The organism is Pseudomonas citronellolis (assembly GCF_900112375.1).
Taxonomy (GTDB): Bacteria; Pseudomonadota; Gammaproteobacteria; order Pseudomonadales; family Pseudomonadaceae; genus Pseudomonas; species Pseudomonas citronellolis.
Genome location: NZ_FOLS01000005.1, coordinates 191,477 through 204,923, shown reverse-complemented (window position 1 = coordinate 204,923; position 13,447 = coordinate 191,477). Strand labels below are relative to the sequence as shown.

At 68.5% G+C, this 13,447-nt stretch carries 15 protein-coding genes; 6 read left to right on the top strand and 9 right to left on the bottom strand.

Features of this window, described 5'->3' with window-relative positions; genetic code table 11:
• Window positions 1-17: 17 nt before the first annotated feature.
• On the bottom strand, window positions 18-560 hold the full coding sequence (locus tag BM060_RS07150) for an Hsp20/alpha crystallin family protein (protein ID WP_043271710.1): 543 nt from the start codon (window positions 558-560) through the stop codon (window positions 18-20).
• A gap of 205 nt (window positions 561-765) precedes the next feature.
• Here BM060_RS07150 and BM060_RS32260 point away from each other — a divergent pair, with 205 nt between their 5' ends.
• A complete protein-coding gene (locus BM060_RS32260; RefSeq protein WP_135499896.1) occupies window positions 766-1,467 on the top strand; it encodes a ferredoxin reductase domain-containing protein in 702 nt (233 codons plus the stop codon).
• 92 nt (window positions 1,468-1,559) lie between these two features.
• Entirely contained in the window at window positions 1,560-2,456 is an 897-nt protein-coding gene (locus tag BM060_RS07140; protein WP_074978650.1) for a universal stress protein, read from the top strand.
• 80 nt (window positions 2,457-2,536) lie between these two features.
• Here BM060_RS07140 and BM060_RS07135 read toward each other — a convergent pair whose 3' ends face one another.
• From BM060_RS07135 to BM060_RS07125, 3 genes are all read right to left on the bottom strand, one after another.
• Window positions 2,537-2,734 (bottom strand): hypothetical protein, encoded by a 198-nt coding sequence (locus BM060_RS07135; protein ID WP_074978648.1) that lies wholly within the window; start codon window positions 2,732-2,734, stop codon window positions 2,537-2,539.
• Between the two features lie 16 nt (window positions 2,735-2,750).
• On the bottom strand, window positions 2,751-3,314 hold the full coding sequence (locus tag BM060_RS07130) for a GNAT family N-acetyltransferase (protein WP_009622394.1): 564 nt from the start codon (window positions 3,312-3,314) through the stop codon (window positions 2,751-2,753).
• A 176-nt stretch (window positions 3,315-3,490) separates the two neighbouring features.
• Complete coding sequence (locus BM060_RS07125; protein ID WP_051879039.1) at window positions 3,491-3,760, bottom strand: hypothetical protein; 270 nt, start codon at window positions 3,758-3,760, stop codon at window positions 3,491-3,493.
• A 524-nt stretch (window positions 3,761-4,284) separates the two neighbouring features.
• On the opposite strand from BM060_RS07125, the gene BM060_RS07120 reads away from it, so the two are divergent.
• From BM060_RS07120 to BM060_RS07110, 3 genes are read left to right on the top strand one after another with little or no spacing between them, the layout of a single operon-like run.
• Window positions 4,285-5,643, top strand: coding sequence for a glutamine synthetase family protein (locus BM060_RS07120; RefSeq protein WP_074978645.1), 1,359 nt, complete (start codon window positions 4,285-4,287; stop codon window positions 5,641-5,643).
• 44 nt (window positions 5,644-5,687) lie between these two features.
• Complete coding sequence (locus tag BM060_RS07115) at window positions 5,688-6,773, top strand: polyamine ABC transporter substrate-binding protein (RefSeq protein WP_074978642.1); 1,086 nt, start codon at window positions 5,688-5,690, stop codon at window positions 6,771-6,773.
• 14 nt (window positions 6,774-6,787) lie between these two features.
• A complete protein-coding gene (locus BM060_RS07110) occupies window positions 6,788-8,083 on the top strand; it encodes an NAD(P)/FAD-dependent oxidoreductase (protein WP_074978639.1) in 1,296 nt (431 codons plus the stop codon).
• A gap of 395 nt (window positions 8,084-8,478) precedes the next feature.
• On the opposite strand, the gene BM060_RS07105 is transcribed toward BM060_RS07110, so the two are convergent.
• The 4 genes from BM060_RS07105 to BM060_RS07090 form a co-directional block, all read right to left on the bottom strand.
• Window positions 8,479-9,360: a helix-turn-helix domain-containing protein gene (locus tag BM060_RS07105; RefSeq protein ID WP_074978637.1), complete on the bottom strand. Its 882-nt coding sequence runs from the start codon at window positions 9,358-9,360 to the stop codon at window positions 8,479-8,481.
• A gap of 107 nt (window positions 9,361-9,467) precedes the next feature.
• A complete protein-coding gene (locus BM060_RS07100) occupies window positions 9,468-10,661 on the bottom strand; it encodes an MFS transporter (protein ID WP_074978634.1) in 1,194 nt (397 codons plus the stop codon).
• Between the two features lie 103 nt (window positions 10,662-10,764).
• Window positions 10,765-11,193: a nuclear transport factor 2 family protein gene (locus tag BM060_RS07095; protein ID WP_074978752.1), complete on the bottom strand. Its 429-nt coding sequence runs from the start codon at window positions 11,191-11,193 to the stop codon at window positions 10,765-10,767.
• A gap of 142 nt (window positions 11,194-11,335) precedes the next feature.
• Window positions 11,336-11,896: a GNAT family N-acetyltransferase gene (locus BM060_RS07090; protein WP_074978632.1), complete on the bottom strand. Its 561-nt coding sequence runs from the start codon at window positions 11,894-11,896 to the stop codon at window positions 11,336-11,338.
• Window positions 11,897-11,992: 96 nt separating this feature from the next.
• Here BM060_RS07090 and BM060_RS07085 point away from each other — a divergent pair, with 96 nt between their 5' ends.
• Complete coding sequence (locus tag BM060_RS07085; RefSeq protein WP_074978630.1) at window positions 11,993-12,442, top strand: GNAT family N-acetyltransferase; 450 nt, start codon at window positions 11,993-11,995, stop codon at window positions 12,440-12,442.
• Between the two features lie 468 nt (window positions 12,443-12,910).
• Here BM060_RS07085 and BM060_RS07080 read toward each other — a convergent pair whose 3' ends face one another.
• Window positions 12,911-13,435, bottom strand: coding sequence for a thioredoxin family protein (locus BM060_RS07080; RefSeq protein ID WP_074978628.1), 525 nt, complete (start codon window positions 13,433-13,435; stop codon window positions 12,911-12,913).
• Window positions 13,436-13,447: the final 12 nt, after the last annotated feature.

Genomic DNA, 13,447 nt, shown 5'->3' with positions numbered 1-13,447 from the left:
CAGGCGCGCCCCCCGCATCAATCGCCGTTCTTCACCGGGATGACCTTCTCCGGGTGCACCGCCTCGGCGCGCTTGGGCAGGTGCACCTGCAGCACGCCCTTGGAGAACTGCGCGTGGACCTTCTCCGCGTCCACTTCCTTGGGCAGCCGGAACACCCGCTCGAAGCTGCCGTAGTGGCGTTCCGACAGGTGGTACTCCTTGCGCTTCTCGTCCTTCTCTTCCTTCTTCTCGCCCTTGATGACCAGGTTGCCGTTGGCCAGCTTCACCTCGATGTCCTTCTCATCCATGCCGGGCAGCTCGGCGCTGATGCGGTACTCCTCGGCCTGCTCGCTGACGTCCACCGCGGGCAGGCCGCGGCTGAACGGCTCGCGCCGCCAGAACGGCTCCACGTCGAAGGCGCTGTGGCCGAAGGGCAGGCGCAGCGGCGTGCGGCCGAAGTCGTCGAACAGGCTGTCGATCTGCCGTCGCAGCGTATCGAAGGGGCTGGCGCCGGGGGTTGGCGCCTTGGCCGGTTGGCTGGGGGACGGCGTGACGGGGACTTGCTTTGCGGGGTCGGACATGGGGAATTCCTCCGCTGGATGAACCGCCTCGGAAATGGGGCGAATCGATTCTGCGACGGCCATGGCGGCTGTCCTTGATCCCGGTCAAAACGCCGGCCTCGGTCCCCGCGGCGCAGAACTTGATGGCGGTCAAGGCGGCCCGGCCCGCGGCGCCTAGCCTGACCCGAAACGACGCGTCTGGTCGACCTCGCCAAGGGGGCGCGCAATGGAACGGGTACGGCTACTGGAAGTGCTTTGCCTGCCGGGCACCGGGCAATGCCTGCGCCTGCTGCTGGAGGACGACGCGGGCAGCGCCGTCATACCCGGCCAGTATTGCCTGCTGGGCGTGCATGGCGGGGCCCTGCAGCCGTGCAGCTACATCAGCCTGCCGGAGCACCACGGGCCGTTCATCGTCAGCGCCAGCCACCCCGGCCGGTTCGCGGCCACGGACGGCTGGCTGGACTACCGCGGCCCCCTGGGCGTCGGCTGGCCCCTGCCGCTGCGCGCCGGCCGGCTGCTGGTGGTGGCCAGCGGCAACGGCCTGCTGTCGGTGGCGGCGGCGATCGACGAACTGGCCTGCTGGATGCCCGCGCTGCGCCTGGACCTGATCGCCGATGCCGCCAGCCTGGCGGGCCTGCCCGAGGAATGCCGGCGCTGGCTGCACTCGCTGGGCCTGCTCGACGAAAGGGTCCACGGCGCCTGCCTGCTGGAACGCCTGCACCGGCAACTGCTGGAGCGGCTGCCCGACGTGGTGTTCTGCGCCACCCCGGATTTTCTCGGCCGCAGCGCGGCCCAGGCGTGCCTGCGCAGCGGGGTGCCGGCGGCGAGCATCTGGCTGCGCAACGAGCGCCTGCAGTCGCCGCCCCCGGCCGAAGGACCGGTGGTCCGCTTCGATCGCCTGCCGCCCCCTCTCCACCAGCGTTCTTGATGCGCATCAAAGTGCCCGCACGCGCCCCGGCCCAGGCTCACAGCCACCCAGCCCGCGCCGCCCGTGGCGCGGGCGCCGCTGCGGAGACCGCCATGAACGCCTACTCGCGCCTGCTCCTGATCTGCGACACCCACCAGCACTATTCCGCCGCCATGGCCCGCGCCCAGGCCCTGGCCGACTCCGCCGGCGCCAGCCTGCACATGCTGATGATCGACAGCCTGGCGCCAGCCCTGAACACCCTCGACTACGACCTGCAGCAACGCGCCCGCAACACCATCCAGGAGCGGCACCAGGCCTGGCTCGACGACCAGGTGGAGCTGCTGCGCGGGCGCGGCATCGAGGCCAGCGCCGAGGCGGTGTGGAGCGACGACCCGCTGCAGGAAGTCCTGCGCCGGGTGCGCGAACGCGGCTTCGACCTGCTGATCAAGGACGTCCACTACGAAACGGCCGTGAGCCGGGCGCTGATGACGCCGCTGGACTGGCAACTGCTGCGCCAGTGCGCGGTGCCGCTGCACCTGGTGAGCCACGCGGAGCATCCCCTGCCGCGCAAGGTGGTGGCGGCGCTGGACCTGTCCCAGGACGACACCCGCGTCGACGAACTGAACGAACGCATCGTCGAATCGGCCCAGCAGCTCGCGCTGCAATGCGACGCCGAGCTGCACCTGCTGCAGGCCTACGACCTGAGCAGCAGCTTCCTCGCCTATGCCGTGGGGCCGGTGGCCTGGACCAGCGAAATCCAGGAGCAGATGAGCGGCCGCGCCACCGAGCGCATGCAGCGCCTGGGCGAACGCTTCGGCATCGAGCAGAAGTGCCTGCACCTTATCAAGGGCGCGGCCAACCGCGTCATCGCCGAATTCGTCGACGACTACCGGATGGACGTGGTGGTCATGGGCACCCTCTACCACGCCGGGCTGGCGAAGATCGTCGGCAGCACCACCGAGCAGGCGCTGTACCGGGTGCACTCCAGCATCCTGGCGATACGCCCCTGAACGGCCGGTGAGCGGCCGCCCCTTGTGGGCGGCCAGGAGGGCCCACGGTGCGCCGGCCGTGACCGCGGCCCGTGGAAGGCTCAGCCCGCGCGGCGCTGGGCCTGGCGCTTCTCGGCGTCGCGGCGCTGCGCCTCGGCCAGCACGTGGGGCGCGGCGATGCGCTGCTGCAGGCGCTCAAGGTAGGCGTTGGCCTGCTCCGCGTTGCGGAAAGGCACGCGGAACTGGTCGAGCTGGACGTAGCAGCGCCCGTCGCCGGTGCACAGCAGTTGGATGTGCATGGCTGCCTCCCCCGCTTCAGGTCGCCGGTTGCAGCTGCAGGGTATGGATGGTCTGCGTGGGGTCTTCGGGGTCCTGGTGGCTGCTGAAGCCGAGGAAGCGCACCAGTTCGTGCATCGGCGCGTTGGCCGCCGAATCGATCGAATACATCTGCGTCATGCCGTTGCGCCGGGCGGTTTCGATCAGGTGGCGCATGAGGGCCACCCCCAGGCCGCGGTGCCGCCAGTCATCGGCCACCGTCACCGCGCACTCGCAATGGCCGGCGTCGGCGCCGCGGGCGTAGCGGCTGACGCCCACTTCCACCAGCTCGCCGTCCTGGTGCACCAGGGCGATGTAGGCGGCGCTGTCGTGGAAGTCCACCGTCATCAACTGGTCGAGCAGTGCCGGGCTGACCTCGCGCATGCTGCACAGGAAGCGGAAATGCCGCGCCTCCGGCGACAGCCGGGCGATGAAGTCCGCCTCGCGCTGGCGGTCTTCCGCGCGCAACGGCCGGATCAGAACATGGCTGCCGTCGGGCAGGGCCTCGACCCAATGCTCGTCGGGGGCTTCGGTGGTGGGCTGTGAAGGCTGGGTGGTGGGCATGGAAACCTCCTGGCGTGGCGCCGGCGTGGGAAGGAACCGCCGGGTCACTTGTACGCCGCGGGGCGAACGGAAGTTTGACCACGATCAAATCACGGGGAGGACGACGCTGCCGGCGGTCGAACGGTACGCCGCCAGCGCCGCCCCGTCATGGCCCCGGCGCGCCCGGGGCCGGGGCATTACCCCCGCTTGACCTGCGCCAGCTCGTACAGCTGCCGCGCTTCCGCCGCCAGCGGCGCAAGCGCGGCAGCCATGCGGGCCTGGAGGTGGGTCAGGGGCATTTCGTCGGCGCTGTCCTCCAGCATGTGCAGCAGGTCTTCCAGCGCGCTCAGGCGGCGGACGGCGGCTTCGTGGAGGTGGTCGGCGGGGGCGTTGGGGTTGACGTACAGCACGTCGTCGTGGGGCTCGGTGGCCGGGCTGAGGGGGATGAGGGGAACGAGGTCAGCCATGACGGACCTCCTGGCGGGTGCTGCGGGGGTGTTGCTTGGACTGAACGACAAGGCGATGCATGTTCCATCTTGCTCCTCTATGGGATAAGGGAGCCGCCTCCTGGAAGGGAGAGGCGGACCGTGCCAGGGTAGGAATACCGTCACAAGACAACCGGCAGGCCGAAGCCTCCTCGCACGGTCCGCCATGGAACCGCAGGGCCTTGGATACACGTCTGCCCTGCGGCAATGGCGCTACCGCACGTCTTGCGATATTCCGGGGTTCCTACGCCCCGCCACGGGCGAACCGTGGCAGACGGAATCTACGGATGCGCCTTGTAAGGGCTCAAGGCAGTTGCCGCGACGGAAACTTCCCCTGATTCCGCCCGAAGAATCGCCACAAGTCCCCGCCCTGCGCCCCCCGCGGCCTCAAGCGTGCGGAAAGTGGATAGAACGCCCCCGCCCGGCGGACGAAACTAGCCCCGCGGCCAGGCAGCGCCACGCTGCCGGCGCCCCCACCCAGAACCCATGAACCATCCGAGGCTTGTATGAGCACCCCCGCCGAGCAACTGGAGCAACGGCTGAAGCAACAGAAAATCACCGAAGTCGAATGCGTGGTCAGCGACCTGACCGGCATCGCCCGCGGCAAGATTTCCCCCACCAACAAGTTCCTCGGCGAAGGGGGCATGCGGCTCCCGGAAAGTGTGCTGCTGCAGACCGTCACCGGCGATTTCGTCGATGACGACGTCTATTACGACCTGCTGGACGAGGCCGACATCGACATGCTCTGCAAGCCCGACCCGGACGCCATCTTCCTGGTGCCCTGGGCGCTGGAGCCGACCGCGATGGTCATCCATGACACCTTCGACAAGTACGGCAACCCCATCGAGCTGTCACCGCGCAACGTGCTCAAGCGCGTGCTGAAGCTGTACGCCGACAAGGGCTGGAGCCCGGTGGTGGCGCCGGAGATGGAGTTCTACCTGACCAAGCGCAGCAGCGACCCGGACTTCCCCCTGGAAGCCCCGGTGGGCCGCTCGGGCCGCGCCGAGAGCGGCCGGCAGAGCTTCTCCATCGACGCCGCCAACGAGTTCGACCCGCTGTTCGAAGACGTCTACGACTGGTGCGAACTGCAGGGCCTGGACCTGGACACGCTGATCCATGAGGACGGCCCGGCGCAGATGGAGATCAACTTCCGCCACGGCGACGCGCTGAGCCTGGCCGACCAGATCACCGTGTTCAAGCGCACCATGCGCGAGGCCGCGCTCAAGCACGACGTGAGCGCCACCTTCATGGCCAAGCCGATCACCGACGAGCCGGGCAGCGCCATGCACATCCACCAGAGCGTGCTGGACATCGCCACCGGCAAAAACGTCTTCGCCAACGAGGACGGCTCCATGAGCGAGCTGTTCCTGCACTTCATCGGCGGCCTGCAGAAGTACATCCCGAAAGTGCTGCCGATGTTCGCGCCGAACGTGAACTCCTTCCGCCGCTTCCTGCCGGACACCTCCGCGCCGGTGAACGTCGAGTGGGGCGAAGAGAACCGCACCGTGGGCCTGCGCGTGCCGGCCGCCCCGCCCGCGGCCATGCGCGTGGAGAACCGCCTGCCCGGCGCCGACGCCAACCCCTACCTGGCGCTGGCCGCCAGCCTGCTGTGCGGCTACCTGGGCATGGTCGAGCAGTTGAACCCCAGTGCGCCGGTGCAGGGCCGCGCCTACGAGCGCCGCAACCTGCGCCTGCCGATCACCATCGAGGACGCCCTGGCGCAGATGGAAGACTGCGAGGTGCTCGGCGAATACCTGGGCCGCAAGTTCGTGCAGGGCTACGTCGCGGTGAAGCGCACCGAGCACGAGAACTACAAGCGGGTGATCAGTTCCTGGGAGCGCGAGTTCCTGCTGCTGAGCGTCTGATCCGCCCTTTTCGCCTCAACCACAACAACAATTCAGGAGTCGTCATGAGACTGCTGCGCTACCTTGCGCCCTTCGCCCTGGTCACGCTGGCCGCGGGCGCCCACGCCGAACCGACCGTCAGCGTCTACAACTGGACCGACTACATCGCCCCGGACACCCTCGGCGGCTTCCAGAAGGCCACCGGCATCAAGCCGGTCTACGACGTCTTCGATTCCAACGAAACCCTGGAAGGCAAGCTGCTGGCCGGCCGCTCCGGCTACGACGTGGTGGTGCCCTCCAACCACTTCCTCACCCGCCAGGTGCAGGCCGGGGTGTTCCTGGAGCTGGACCGCAGCAAGCTGCCGAACTGGAAGCACCTGGACCCGCGGCTGCTCAAGCTGCTGGAGCAGAACGACCCGGGCAACAAGCACTCGGTGCCCTACCTGTGGGGCACCAACGGCATCGGCTACAACGTGGCGAAGGTCAAGCAGGTGCTGGGCGTGGACCACATCGATTCCTGGGCGGTGCTGTTCGAGCCGGAGAACATCAAGAAGCTCAGCGCCTGCGGCGTGGCCTTCATGGACTCGCCCGACGAGATGATCCCCTCGGTGCTCAACTACCTGGGCCTGGACCCCAACAGCACCAACCCGGCGGACTACCCGAAGGCCGAGGCCAAGCTGGCGGCGGTGCGCCCCTACGTCACCTACTTCCATTCCTCGAAGTACATCTCGGACCTGGCCAACGGCAACATCTGCGTGGCCTTCGGCTACTCCGGCGACGTGTTCCAGGCCGCCGCGCGGGCCCGGGAAGCGAAGAACGGCATCGAGATCGCCTACGCCATTCCCAAGGAAGGCGCGAACCTGTGGTTCGACCTGATGGCCATTCCCTCGGATGCGACGCACCCCGAGCAGGCCCTGGCCTTCATCAACTACGTTCTCGATCCGCAGGTGATCGCCGGCATCAGCGAGTACGTCGGCTACCCCAGCGCCAACGCCGACGCCAAGGCGCTGCTGCCCGCCCAGATGCAGAACGACCCCGAGGTCTACCCGAGCCAGCAGGTACTGGACAAGCTGTACATCTCCAAGGCGCCGCCGCCCAAGATCATGCGCCTGATGACCCGCAGCTGGAGCAAGATCAAGTTCAACCAATGAAGCGAGAGCGAGCCATGAGCCACACCGACGAGCAGGTCGCGTCCTACTACGCCGCCAGCGCCCGGGACAAACAGCCCTACCCTGCGCTGGAGGGCGAGGTTCGCGCGGACGTCTGCGTCGTCGGCGGCGGGCTCACCGGCGTCAACACCGCGCTGGAGCTGGCCCAGCGCGGCCTTAGCGTGGTGCTGCTGGAGGCCCGCTGCATCGGCTGGGGCGCCAGCGGGCGCAACGGCGGCCAACTGATCCGCGGCATCGGCCACGACGTCAGCGGCTTCGCCAAGTACGTCGGCGAGGAAGGCGTGCGCTACCTGGAGCGGGCCGGCACCGAGTCGGTGGAGCTGGTGGCGCAGCGCATCCGCGACCTGGCCATCGAATGCGACCTGCGCTGGGGCTTCTGCGAGCTGGCCAACACCCCGGCGCAGTATGCCGGCCTGGTGGAGGAGCACGCCCAGCTGAGCACCCAGGGCTACCCGCACGAAACGCGTCTGGTGGCGCCGGAGCGCATCCGCGAGGTGGTGGCCAGCGACCAGTACGCCGGCGGCCTGGTGGACATGGGCTCCGGGCACCTGCACCCGCTCGACCTGGTGCGCGCCGAGGCCCGCGCGGCGGCCGCCCTGGGCGCCAGGGTGTTCGAGCGCAGCCCCGCCCTGCGCATCGAGCACGGCCGCCAGGTGGTGGTGCACTGCGCGCGGGGCCGGGTGCTGGCCGACAACCTGGTGCTCGGCTGCAACGCGCACCTGGAAGAACTGGAACCGCGGCTGACCGGCAAGGTGCTGCCCGCCGGCAGCTACGTGGTGGCCAGCGAGCCGCTGCCCGAGGCGCTGGCGGCACAGCTGATCCCGCAGAACATGGCGCTGTGCGACCAGAAGGTGGGCCTGGACTACTACCGCCTGACGGCCGACCGCCGCCTGCTGTTCGGCGGCGCCTGCCACTATTCCGGGCGCGACCCGAAGGACATCGGCGCCTACATGCGGCCGAAGGTGCTCAAGGTGTTCCCGCAGCTGGCGGACGTAAGGCTGGACTACCAGTGGGGCGGCATGATCGGCATCACCGCCAACCGCTTCCCCCAGGTGGGGCGGCTCAAGGCGCAGCCGAACGTGTTCTTCGCCCAGGGCTACTCCGGCCACGGGCTGAACGTCACGCACTGGTCGGCGAAGCTGCTGGCAGAGGCCATCCACAGCGGCCACAGCCAGGGCCTGGACCTGTTCAGCGCGGTGCCGCACCTGACCTTCCCCGGCGGCAAGCTGCTGCGCTCGCCGCTGCTGGCGCTGGGCATGGCCTGGTACCGGATACGCGAGAAGCTGGGCTGAGGCCGCGCCGAAATGCTCTTCGTAGGAGCGAGCTTGCTCGCGAACAGACTCCGCTGCGGGGCTCATTCGCGAGCAAGCTCGCTCCTACGAGAAGCCGTACACCCTCCGGCAAACACAACACCCGTAGGATGGGTTGAGCGAAGCGATACCCATCATTTCTTTGCGTGGCGCAAAGAGCTCTTCGTAGGAGCGAGCTTGCTCGCGAACGGTGTTTCCCGGCGGCACAGGTGCTGGGCACAAGAGCCCCTCTCCCCAACCCTCTCCCGCAAGCGGGAGAGGGAGCTGCACTGAGTGCGCTGGTAGTCCGGCGCCATCCTCGCACCCCGCCTTTCCAGCGAACACCGTAGGGCGGATAACCGTTCGCGGTTATCCGCCGCTGGCCGAAGGTAACGACGCTAAGGTCGGGCACCCTGCCTGACAGTAGCCTTGGGGTACTCACCGAACAGCGCATGGTAGGACTGGGAGAAGCGCCCCAGGTGCCAGAACGACCATTTCATCGCCACCTCGGCGACGGTCATGCCCGACTCGGCGGCGCCCAGCAGGTCGCGGCGGGCGGCGTTCAGGCGGCGGTTGCGCAGCCAGGCGATGGGCGGCATGCCGGCGTAGCGCAGGAAGGACTGCTGCAGGGTGCGCGGCGAAACGCCCGCCTTCGCCGCCAGCTCGGCCATCGCGAAGTTCTCTTCGGGGCAATCGTTCACCACGTCCTTGACCCGCTGCACCACGCGCTTGGCCTGGACGATGGAGCGCGAACGCTGCTCGTCACCGACCGGCGCCTCGCAGAGCAGCGAGAAGCAATTGGCGACTATGGCCTGCGCCACGCCGGGGGCCTCCACCGGATGGCGCCCGGCGCCTGCGCCGACGAGCAGGTCGCTCAGCGAAGCCGCCAGCGAGCGGCAGCCGTCGGAGCGCAGGGGCATCAGCACCAGGTCGGCGAAGTCGTCCAGCGCCTGGCCCCACTGCCCCGCCTGCTTGATCACCACCGCCACCTCGCGGTAGTTCTCCGGCGTGACCCAGGCGTTGCGCGTCTCGCCATCGAGCAGGTAGAGGGTGTTCTCCGACATGTCGAAGCTGAACACCAGCGCGCCGGGCGGCGCATGGAACTCCTGCTCCACGCGCAGGTTCATCTGCTCCTCGTAGAGCTCGATGCCCTCGACCTCGGCATGCAGGATGCGCCCGGCGAAGCGCCCGGCGGACATCTGCGTGTACTGCTGCTCCCAACCCGGAATGGCTATCCGCTGCTGATCGACTTCCTGCGCTTCGACAACCCTGATCACCATACCCGGGGCCTGTGTTCTTCTTTAGGCCGCGAAGGCTATCAATGGCGGCGAAGGTGGTGCAAGCGGCAACCCGTGCCGGCGGGCCCGGAAGGCGGCGGTTCCGGCATTCAGGCCTGCCGGGCGGCCGGCAGCGCCGCGCCCAGGCGGTAGAACACCCCGCCGGCGACGACGAAGGCGCCCAGCATCACGAACATCCAGTGCGCCGGCAGGCTCGCCAGTACCCAGCCGCAGAGCACCGGGCCCAGGGCGCCGCCGAGGTTGCAGAGGTTCTGCGCGCCGTAGTACATGCCGCGCAGCTGCGGCGGGGCGATGCGGTCGATGAACATGTATTCGGCGGGGAACACGATGATCTCGCCCAGGGTGAACACCGTCATCGCCAACACCCAGTGCAGCACGCTGGTGGACAGCGCGAAGCCGATCACCCCGGCCAGGAACAGCGCCAGCCCGGCCAGCAGCCAGGTCTCCAGGCAGTTCTCGTCGATGCGCCGGCCCAGCGGGTACTGCAGGGCGATCACCACCAGGGCGTTGACCGCCACCACGGTGCTGATGACCTGGTAGGCCACCTCGGCGCTGCGGGTGGTGACCAGGTACTGCGAGAGGTAGGCGGTGAACTGGCCGAACACCACCGCGCTGAGCACGCCGCCGAGGGTGAAGCAGACCAGGCGCCGGTCATCCAGCAGCACGCGGCCCAGGGCCAGGAAGGACACCGGCGCCTGCCCCGCTGGGGCCGGGCGCTGGCTGCGCTCGCCGTAGCCCAGGTACAGCAGCAGGAAGCCGGCGCCGAGCAGTGCGGAGACCACGAACGGCAGCTTCGGCGCCCAGTGGGCCAGCCCGGCGCCGAGGAAGGGGCCGACGGCATAGCCGATGTTGATGAAGGTGTAGCGGATGGAGAAGGCGCGGCCCTGCTCCTGCGCCGGCAGCAGGCGGCCGAAGCTCGCCTTCACCACCACGTCCACCGCCGAATAGGCGAAGTTGAAGGCCACCAGGAAGCCGAAGAACAGCCAGAGGTTGGCGGTGAGGCACATGCCGACGAAGCCGGCGATGAAGCACGCCGTATATCCCAGGATCAGTCCGCGGCTGGACAGGCGGTCGGTCAGGTAGCCGCCGTACAGGCTCAGCACGGAGCCGGCGATCAGCGCGCCGCCGACGATGGCGCCGATGCGGGCGATCGGCAGGGCGAAGGCCGAGGACAGGTAGACGACCAGGAACGGCAGGCTGATGGCTCGCCCCAGGGTCAGGACGAAGGTGGCGCAGAACAGCAGGTTCACCGACCGCGGGTAACGCTTGAGTGCAGCGAGCATCCTTGTTCACTCGGCTGGGGGGACAACCGCCTCAGCCTAGCACAGGGCGCTGCCGCATCCGGGGTTCGGCCCGGCGCGTATGCCGGGCCGATGGGGTTTCCGGTCAGGCCTTGGCCGTCGCCAGGTAGGCGCCCACGCGCCGGCCCATTTCCTCGCCCAGGGCCTGCAGGCCGCTCATGGGGCGCACCATGACTTCGAACTCGGCGATGCGGCCCTGCTCGTCGAAGCGGATCATGTCGATGCCTTTGAGGTCGCGGCCGTTGACCTTGGCGCTGAACTCCAGCACCACGCTCAGGCCGTCGGCGCTGGCCAGCTCGCGGTGGTAGGTGAAGTCGGCGAAGACCTGCAGCACGGTGTTGAGGATGGTCGCCGCCACCTTCGCGCCCGGGTAGGGCGTGTGCGCCATGGGCGAGCGGAACACCACGTCCTCGGCCAGCAGCTCGGGCAACGCGCTGAAGTCACGCTGCGCGATCATGCGGTGCCAGTGCTGGAGGGAGGCGGCAGCCCGGGGTTGCAGTTGCAATTCGCTCATCATCGGTTCCTCTGTCTCGTCGTTCTTGTAATGCAGGGCCATCCGGCAGCGCCGGACGCTGTGGTCAGAGGAACCATAAGACCGGCCCCGGCGCGGCTCAATGATCGCAAATGACAGACCTATGACCCGCGCGCGCAGCGGCTCAGTGGATGGCCGGCGTCACCAGGTAGCTCAGCAGTTGCTCGTCGTCGCCCGGCTCGACGGACAGCGCCGGCCGCGGCAGCACCTCCAGCACCGCCTGCCAGAAGGTCCGCGCCGCCTCGTCCTGGCGGTAGAAGCGCACCAGCCAGGCGCCCTCCCCGCGCGTCAGCACCTGGGTCGCCACGGCGCGGCCGATGCCCTGGCGGCGGTACCTCTTCAGGATGAACAGGTCGGCCAGCTCCAGGGCATCGATGCCCGGCAGCTCGCTGCGCTCGATGAGCACGAAGCCGGCGATGAAGCCGTCGACCAGCACCAGCTCGGCGCTCCACTGCGGCGCCTGCCAGTAGCGCGCCAGGTGTTCCTCGTGGATGTAGAAGCGGCCGTCGGCCTCGACGTCTTCCTGCTCCCAGTCCGAGGACTCGTAGGCATAGAACTGGTAGAGGTTGCGGATCAGCTCGCTGTGCTCGGGGCCGGTCCGCAGCAGCTCGACGGTGGTGGTGCTCATGGGCGGTGCTCGCGGGTGGCGGTCATGGGGTGCTCGGTGTCTGGCGCGGGCGCGCATTCTTCACCAAAGCGCGCGCCGGTGCCAGCGCGGGGCACCGGACACAGGCCCCGCTTACCCTCTAGACTAGGCGCTTTCCCACGCCCAGGAGGCGCCATGTCGCAAGCCCGCTACCAGTTCACCCCCGGCGCCGATCCCCAGGCCCGGGCCGTCGTGGAGGAAGGCCTGCGCGCCTATAACGTCGAGCGGATGGGTACGGCGTATGGCTACGAGGGTTTCGAGCTGTATGCCCGTGATGCCCAGGGGCAGGTGGTGGGCGGGTTGTTCGGCCATTCGGGGATGGGGTGGTTGTACGTGGACTATCTGTGGCTGGATGCGAGGCAGCGCGGTGCGGGGTTCGGGGCGCAGTTGCTGGCGCTAGCCGAGGAGGAAGCGCGGCGTCGTGGGTGTGTGGGGGTGTTCCTTTATACCTACAGCTTCCAGGCGCCGGGGTTCTATCGGAAGCAGGGGTTCGAGCTGATGGGTGTGCTGGAGGATTGCCCGCCGGGGCATCAGCGGTTTTATCTGAAGAAGCGGTTGGTGGGGCCGGATGGTTGTGGTGTGTGACCTGGAGAGCGCCCTCTCCCTAACCCTCTCCCTGAAGGGAGAGGGGACCGTTGGGCAGAGCTGGGTGTTCTGGAGTTAGCCGGCTAGCACTGAGATTGCCGGCTGAAACCAGGCCTTCTCTCGGCATGGACTAGCCCCCTCTCCCTTCAGGGAGAGGGCTGGGGAGAGGGAGCGGCGTCAACCCAAAACGCCTCGGCCACCGGCAAACGCCCCCATCAGTTCAAGCAGAACCACCGCAGTTGCCGGCCAGGTTCGGTGTGTGGCCTGAAGAGCGCCCTCTCCCTAACCCTCTCCCTGAAGGGAGAGGGGACCGTTGGGCAGATGCGGGCGTTTTGGAGTTAGCCGGCTAGCCCGGCGGGTACCGGCTGAAACCATTCCTTCTCTCGGCACGGACTGGCCCCCTCTCCCTTCAGGGCGGGGCGCGCAGCCGAGGGCTGGGGAGAGGGAACAGCATCAACCCCAAACACCTCACCCACCAGCAAACACCCTCCCCTCCACCCCCTCAAACACCGCCACCAGATCGAGCACCGTACTCTCCAGATAATCCCCCGCCCGATACGCCGGCTTCACCCCGTCCCACCCCGCCACCACCACCTGCGGCCGTTCGATGAAGCGCCCGACCACCTCGAACCCGGCATCCAGCACTACCACCAGCGGAATGGCCACGCGCTCCAACCCCAGGCGCTCCTGCAGTTCATCCTCGGCACGCCCCTTGGAGATCACCGCCAGGCCGATGCGCGGCTGCTGGCGACACATCCAGTCCAGGGCCGTGACGTTGAGTTGGCAGTCCGGGCACCACATCTCGCCGGCCACCAGCAGGTGGTAGCGACCTTGCACCGCGGCCAGGCGTTCGCGGGTGGCGGCGCTGATCAGGCCCGGTTCCCCGAGCCTTTGCTGCACCCTGCGCACCGCGGCGATTTCCGCCGGCAGGCCGCGGGCGACGAAGGCGTCGAAGCCTTCGCCGATGGCGAAGAGTTCCTGGTAGCTGGCCATTGCGGGCTCCCT

What these genes read in the sequence shown, in the direction of transcription:
- BM060_RS07150 (WP_043271710.1), bottom strand. Translation starts at nt 560, where the DNA reads ATGTCCGACCCCGCAAAGCAAGTCCCCGTCACGCCGTCCCCCAGCCAA.
- BM060_RS32260 (WP_135499896.1), top strand. Translation starts at nt 766, where the DNA reads ATGGAACGGGTACGGCTACTGGAAGTGCTTTGCCTGCCGGGCACCGGG.
- BM060_RS07140 (WP_074978650.1), top strand. Translation starts at nt 1,560, where the DNA reads ATGAACGCCTACTCGCGCCTGCTCCTGATCTGCGACACCCACCAGCAC.
- BM060_RS07135 (WP_074978648.1), bottom strand. Translation starts at nt 2,734, where the DNA reads ATGCACATCCAACTGCTGTGCACCGGCGACGGGCGCTGCTACGTCCAG.
- BM060_RS07130 (WP_009622394.1), bottom strand. Translation starts at nt 3,314, where the DNA reads ATGCCCACCACCCAGCCTTCACAGCCCACCACCGAAGCCCCCGACGAG.
- BM060_RS07125 (WP_051879039.1), bottom strand. Translation starts at nt 3,760, where the DNA reads ATGGCTGACCTCGTTCCCCTCATCCCCCTCAGCCCGGCCACCGAGCCC.
- BM060_RS07120 (WP_074978645.1), top strand. Translation starts at nt 4,285, where the DNA reads ATGAGCACCCCCGCCGAGCAACTGGAGCAACGGCTGAAGCAACAGAAA.
- BM060_RS07115 (WP_074978642.1), top strand. Translation starts at nt 5,688, where the DNA reads ATGAGACTGCTGCGCTACCTTGCGCCCTTCGCCCTGGTCACGCTGGCC.
- BM060_RS07110 (WP_074978639.1), top strand. Translation starts at nt 6,788, where the DNA reads ATGAGCCACACCGACGAGCAGGTCGCGTCCTACTACGCCGCCAGCGCC.
- BM060_RS07105 (WP_074978637.1), bottom strand. Translation starts at nt 9,360, where the DNA reads ATGGTGATCAGGGTTGTCGAAGCGCAGGAAGTCGATCAGCAGCGGATA.
- BM060_RS07100 (WP_074978634.1), bottom strand. Translation starts at nt 10,661, where the DNA reads ATGCTCGCTGCACTCAAGCGTTACCCGCGGTCGGTGAACCTGCTGTTC.
- BM060_RS07095 (WP_074978752.1), bottom strand. Translation starts at nt 11,193, where the DNA reads ATGAGCGAATTGCAACTGCAACCCCGGGCTGCCGCCTCCCTCCAGCAC.
- BM060_RS07090 (WP_074978632.1), bottom strand. Translation starts at nt 11,896, where the DNA reads ATGCGCGCCCGCGCCAGACACCGAGCACCCCATGACCGCCACCCGCGA.
- BM060_RS07085 (WP_074978630.1), top strand. Translation starts at nt 11,993, where the DNA reads ATGTCGCAAGCCCGCTACCAGTTCACCCCCGGCGCCGATCCCCAGGCC.
- BM060_RS07080 (WP_074978628.1), bottom strand. Translation starts at nt 13,435, where the DNA reads ATGGCCAGCTACCAGGAACTCTTCGCCATCGGCGAAGGCTTCGACGCC.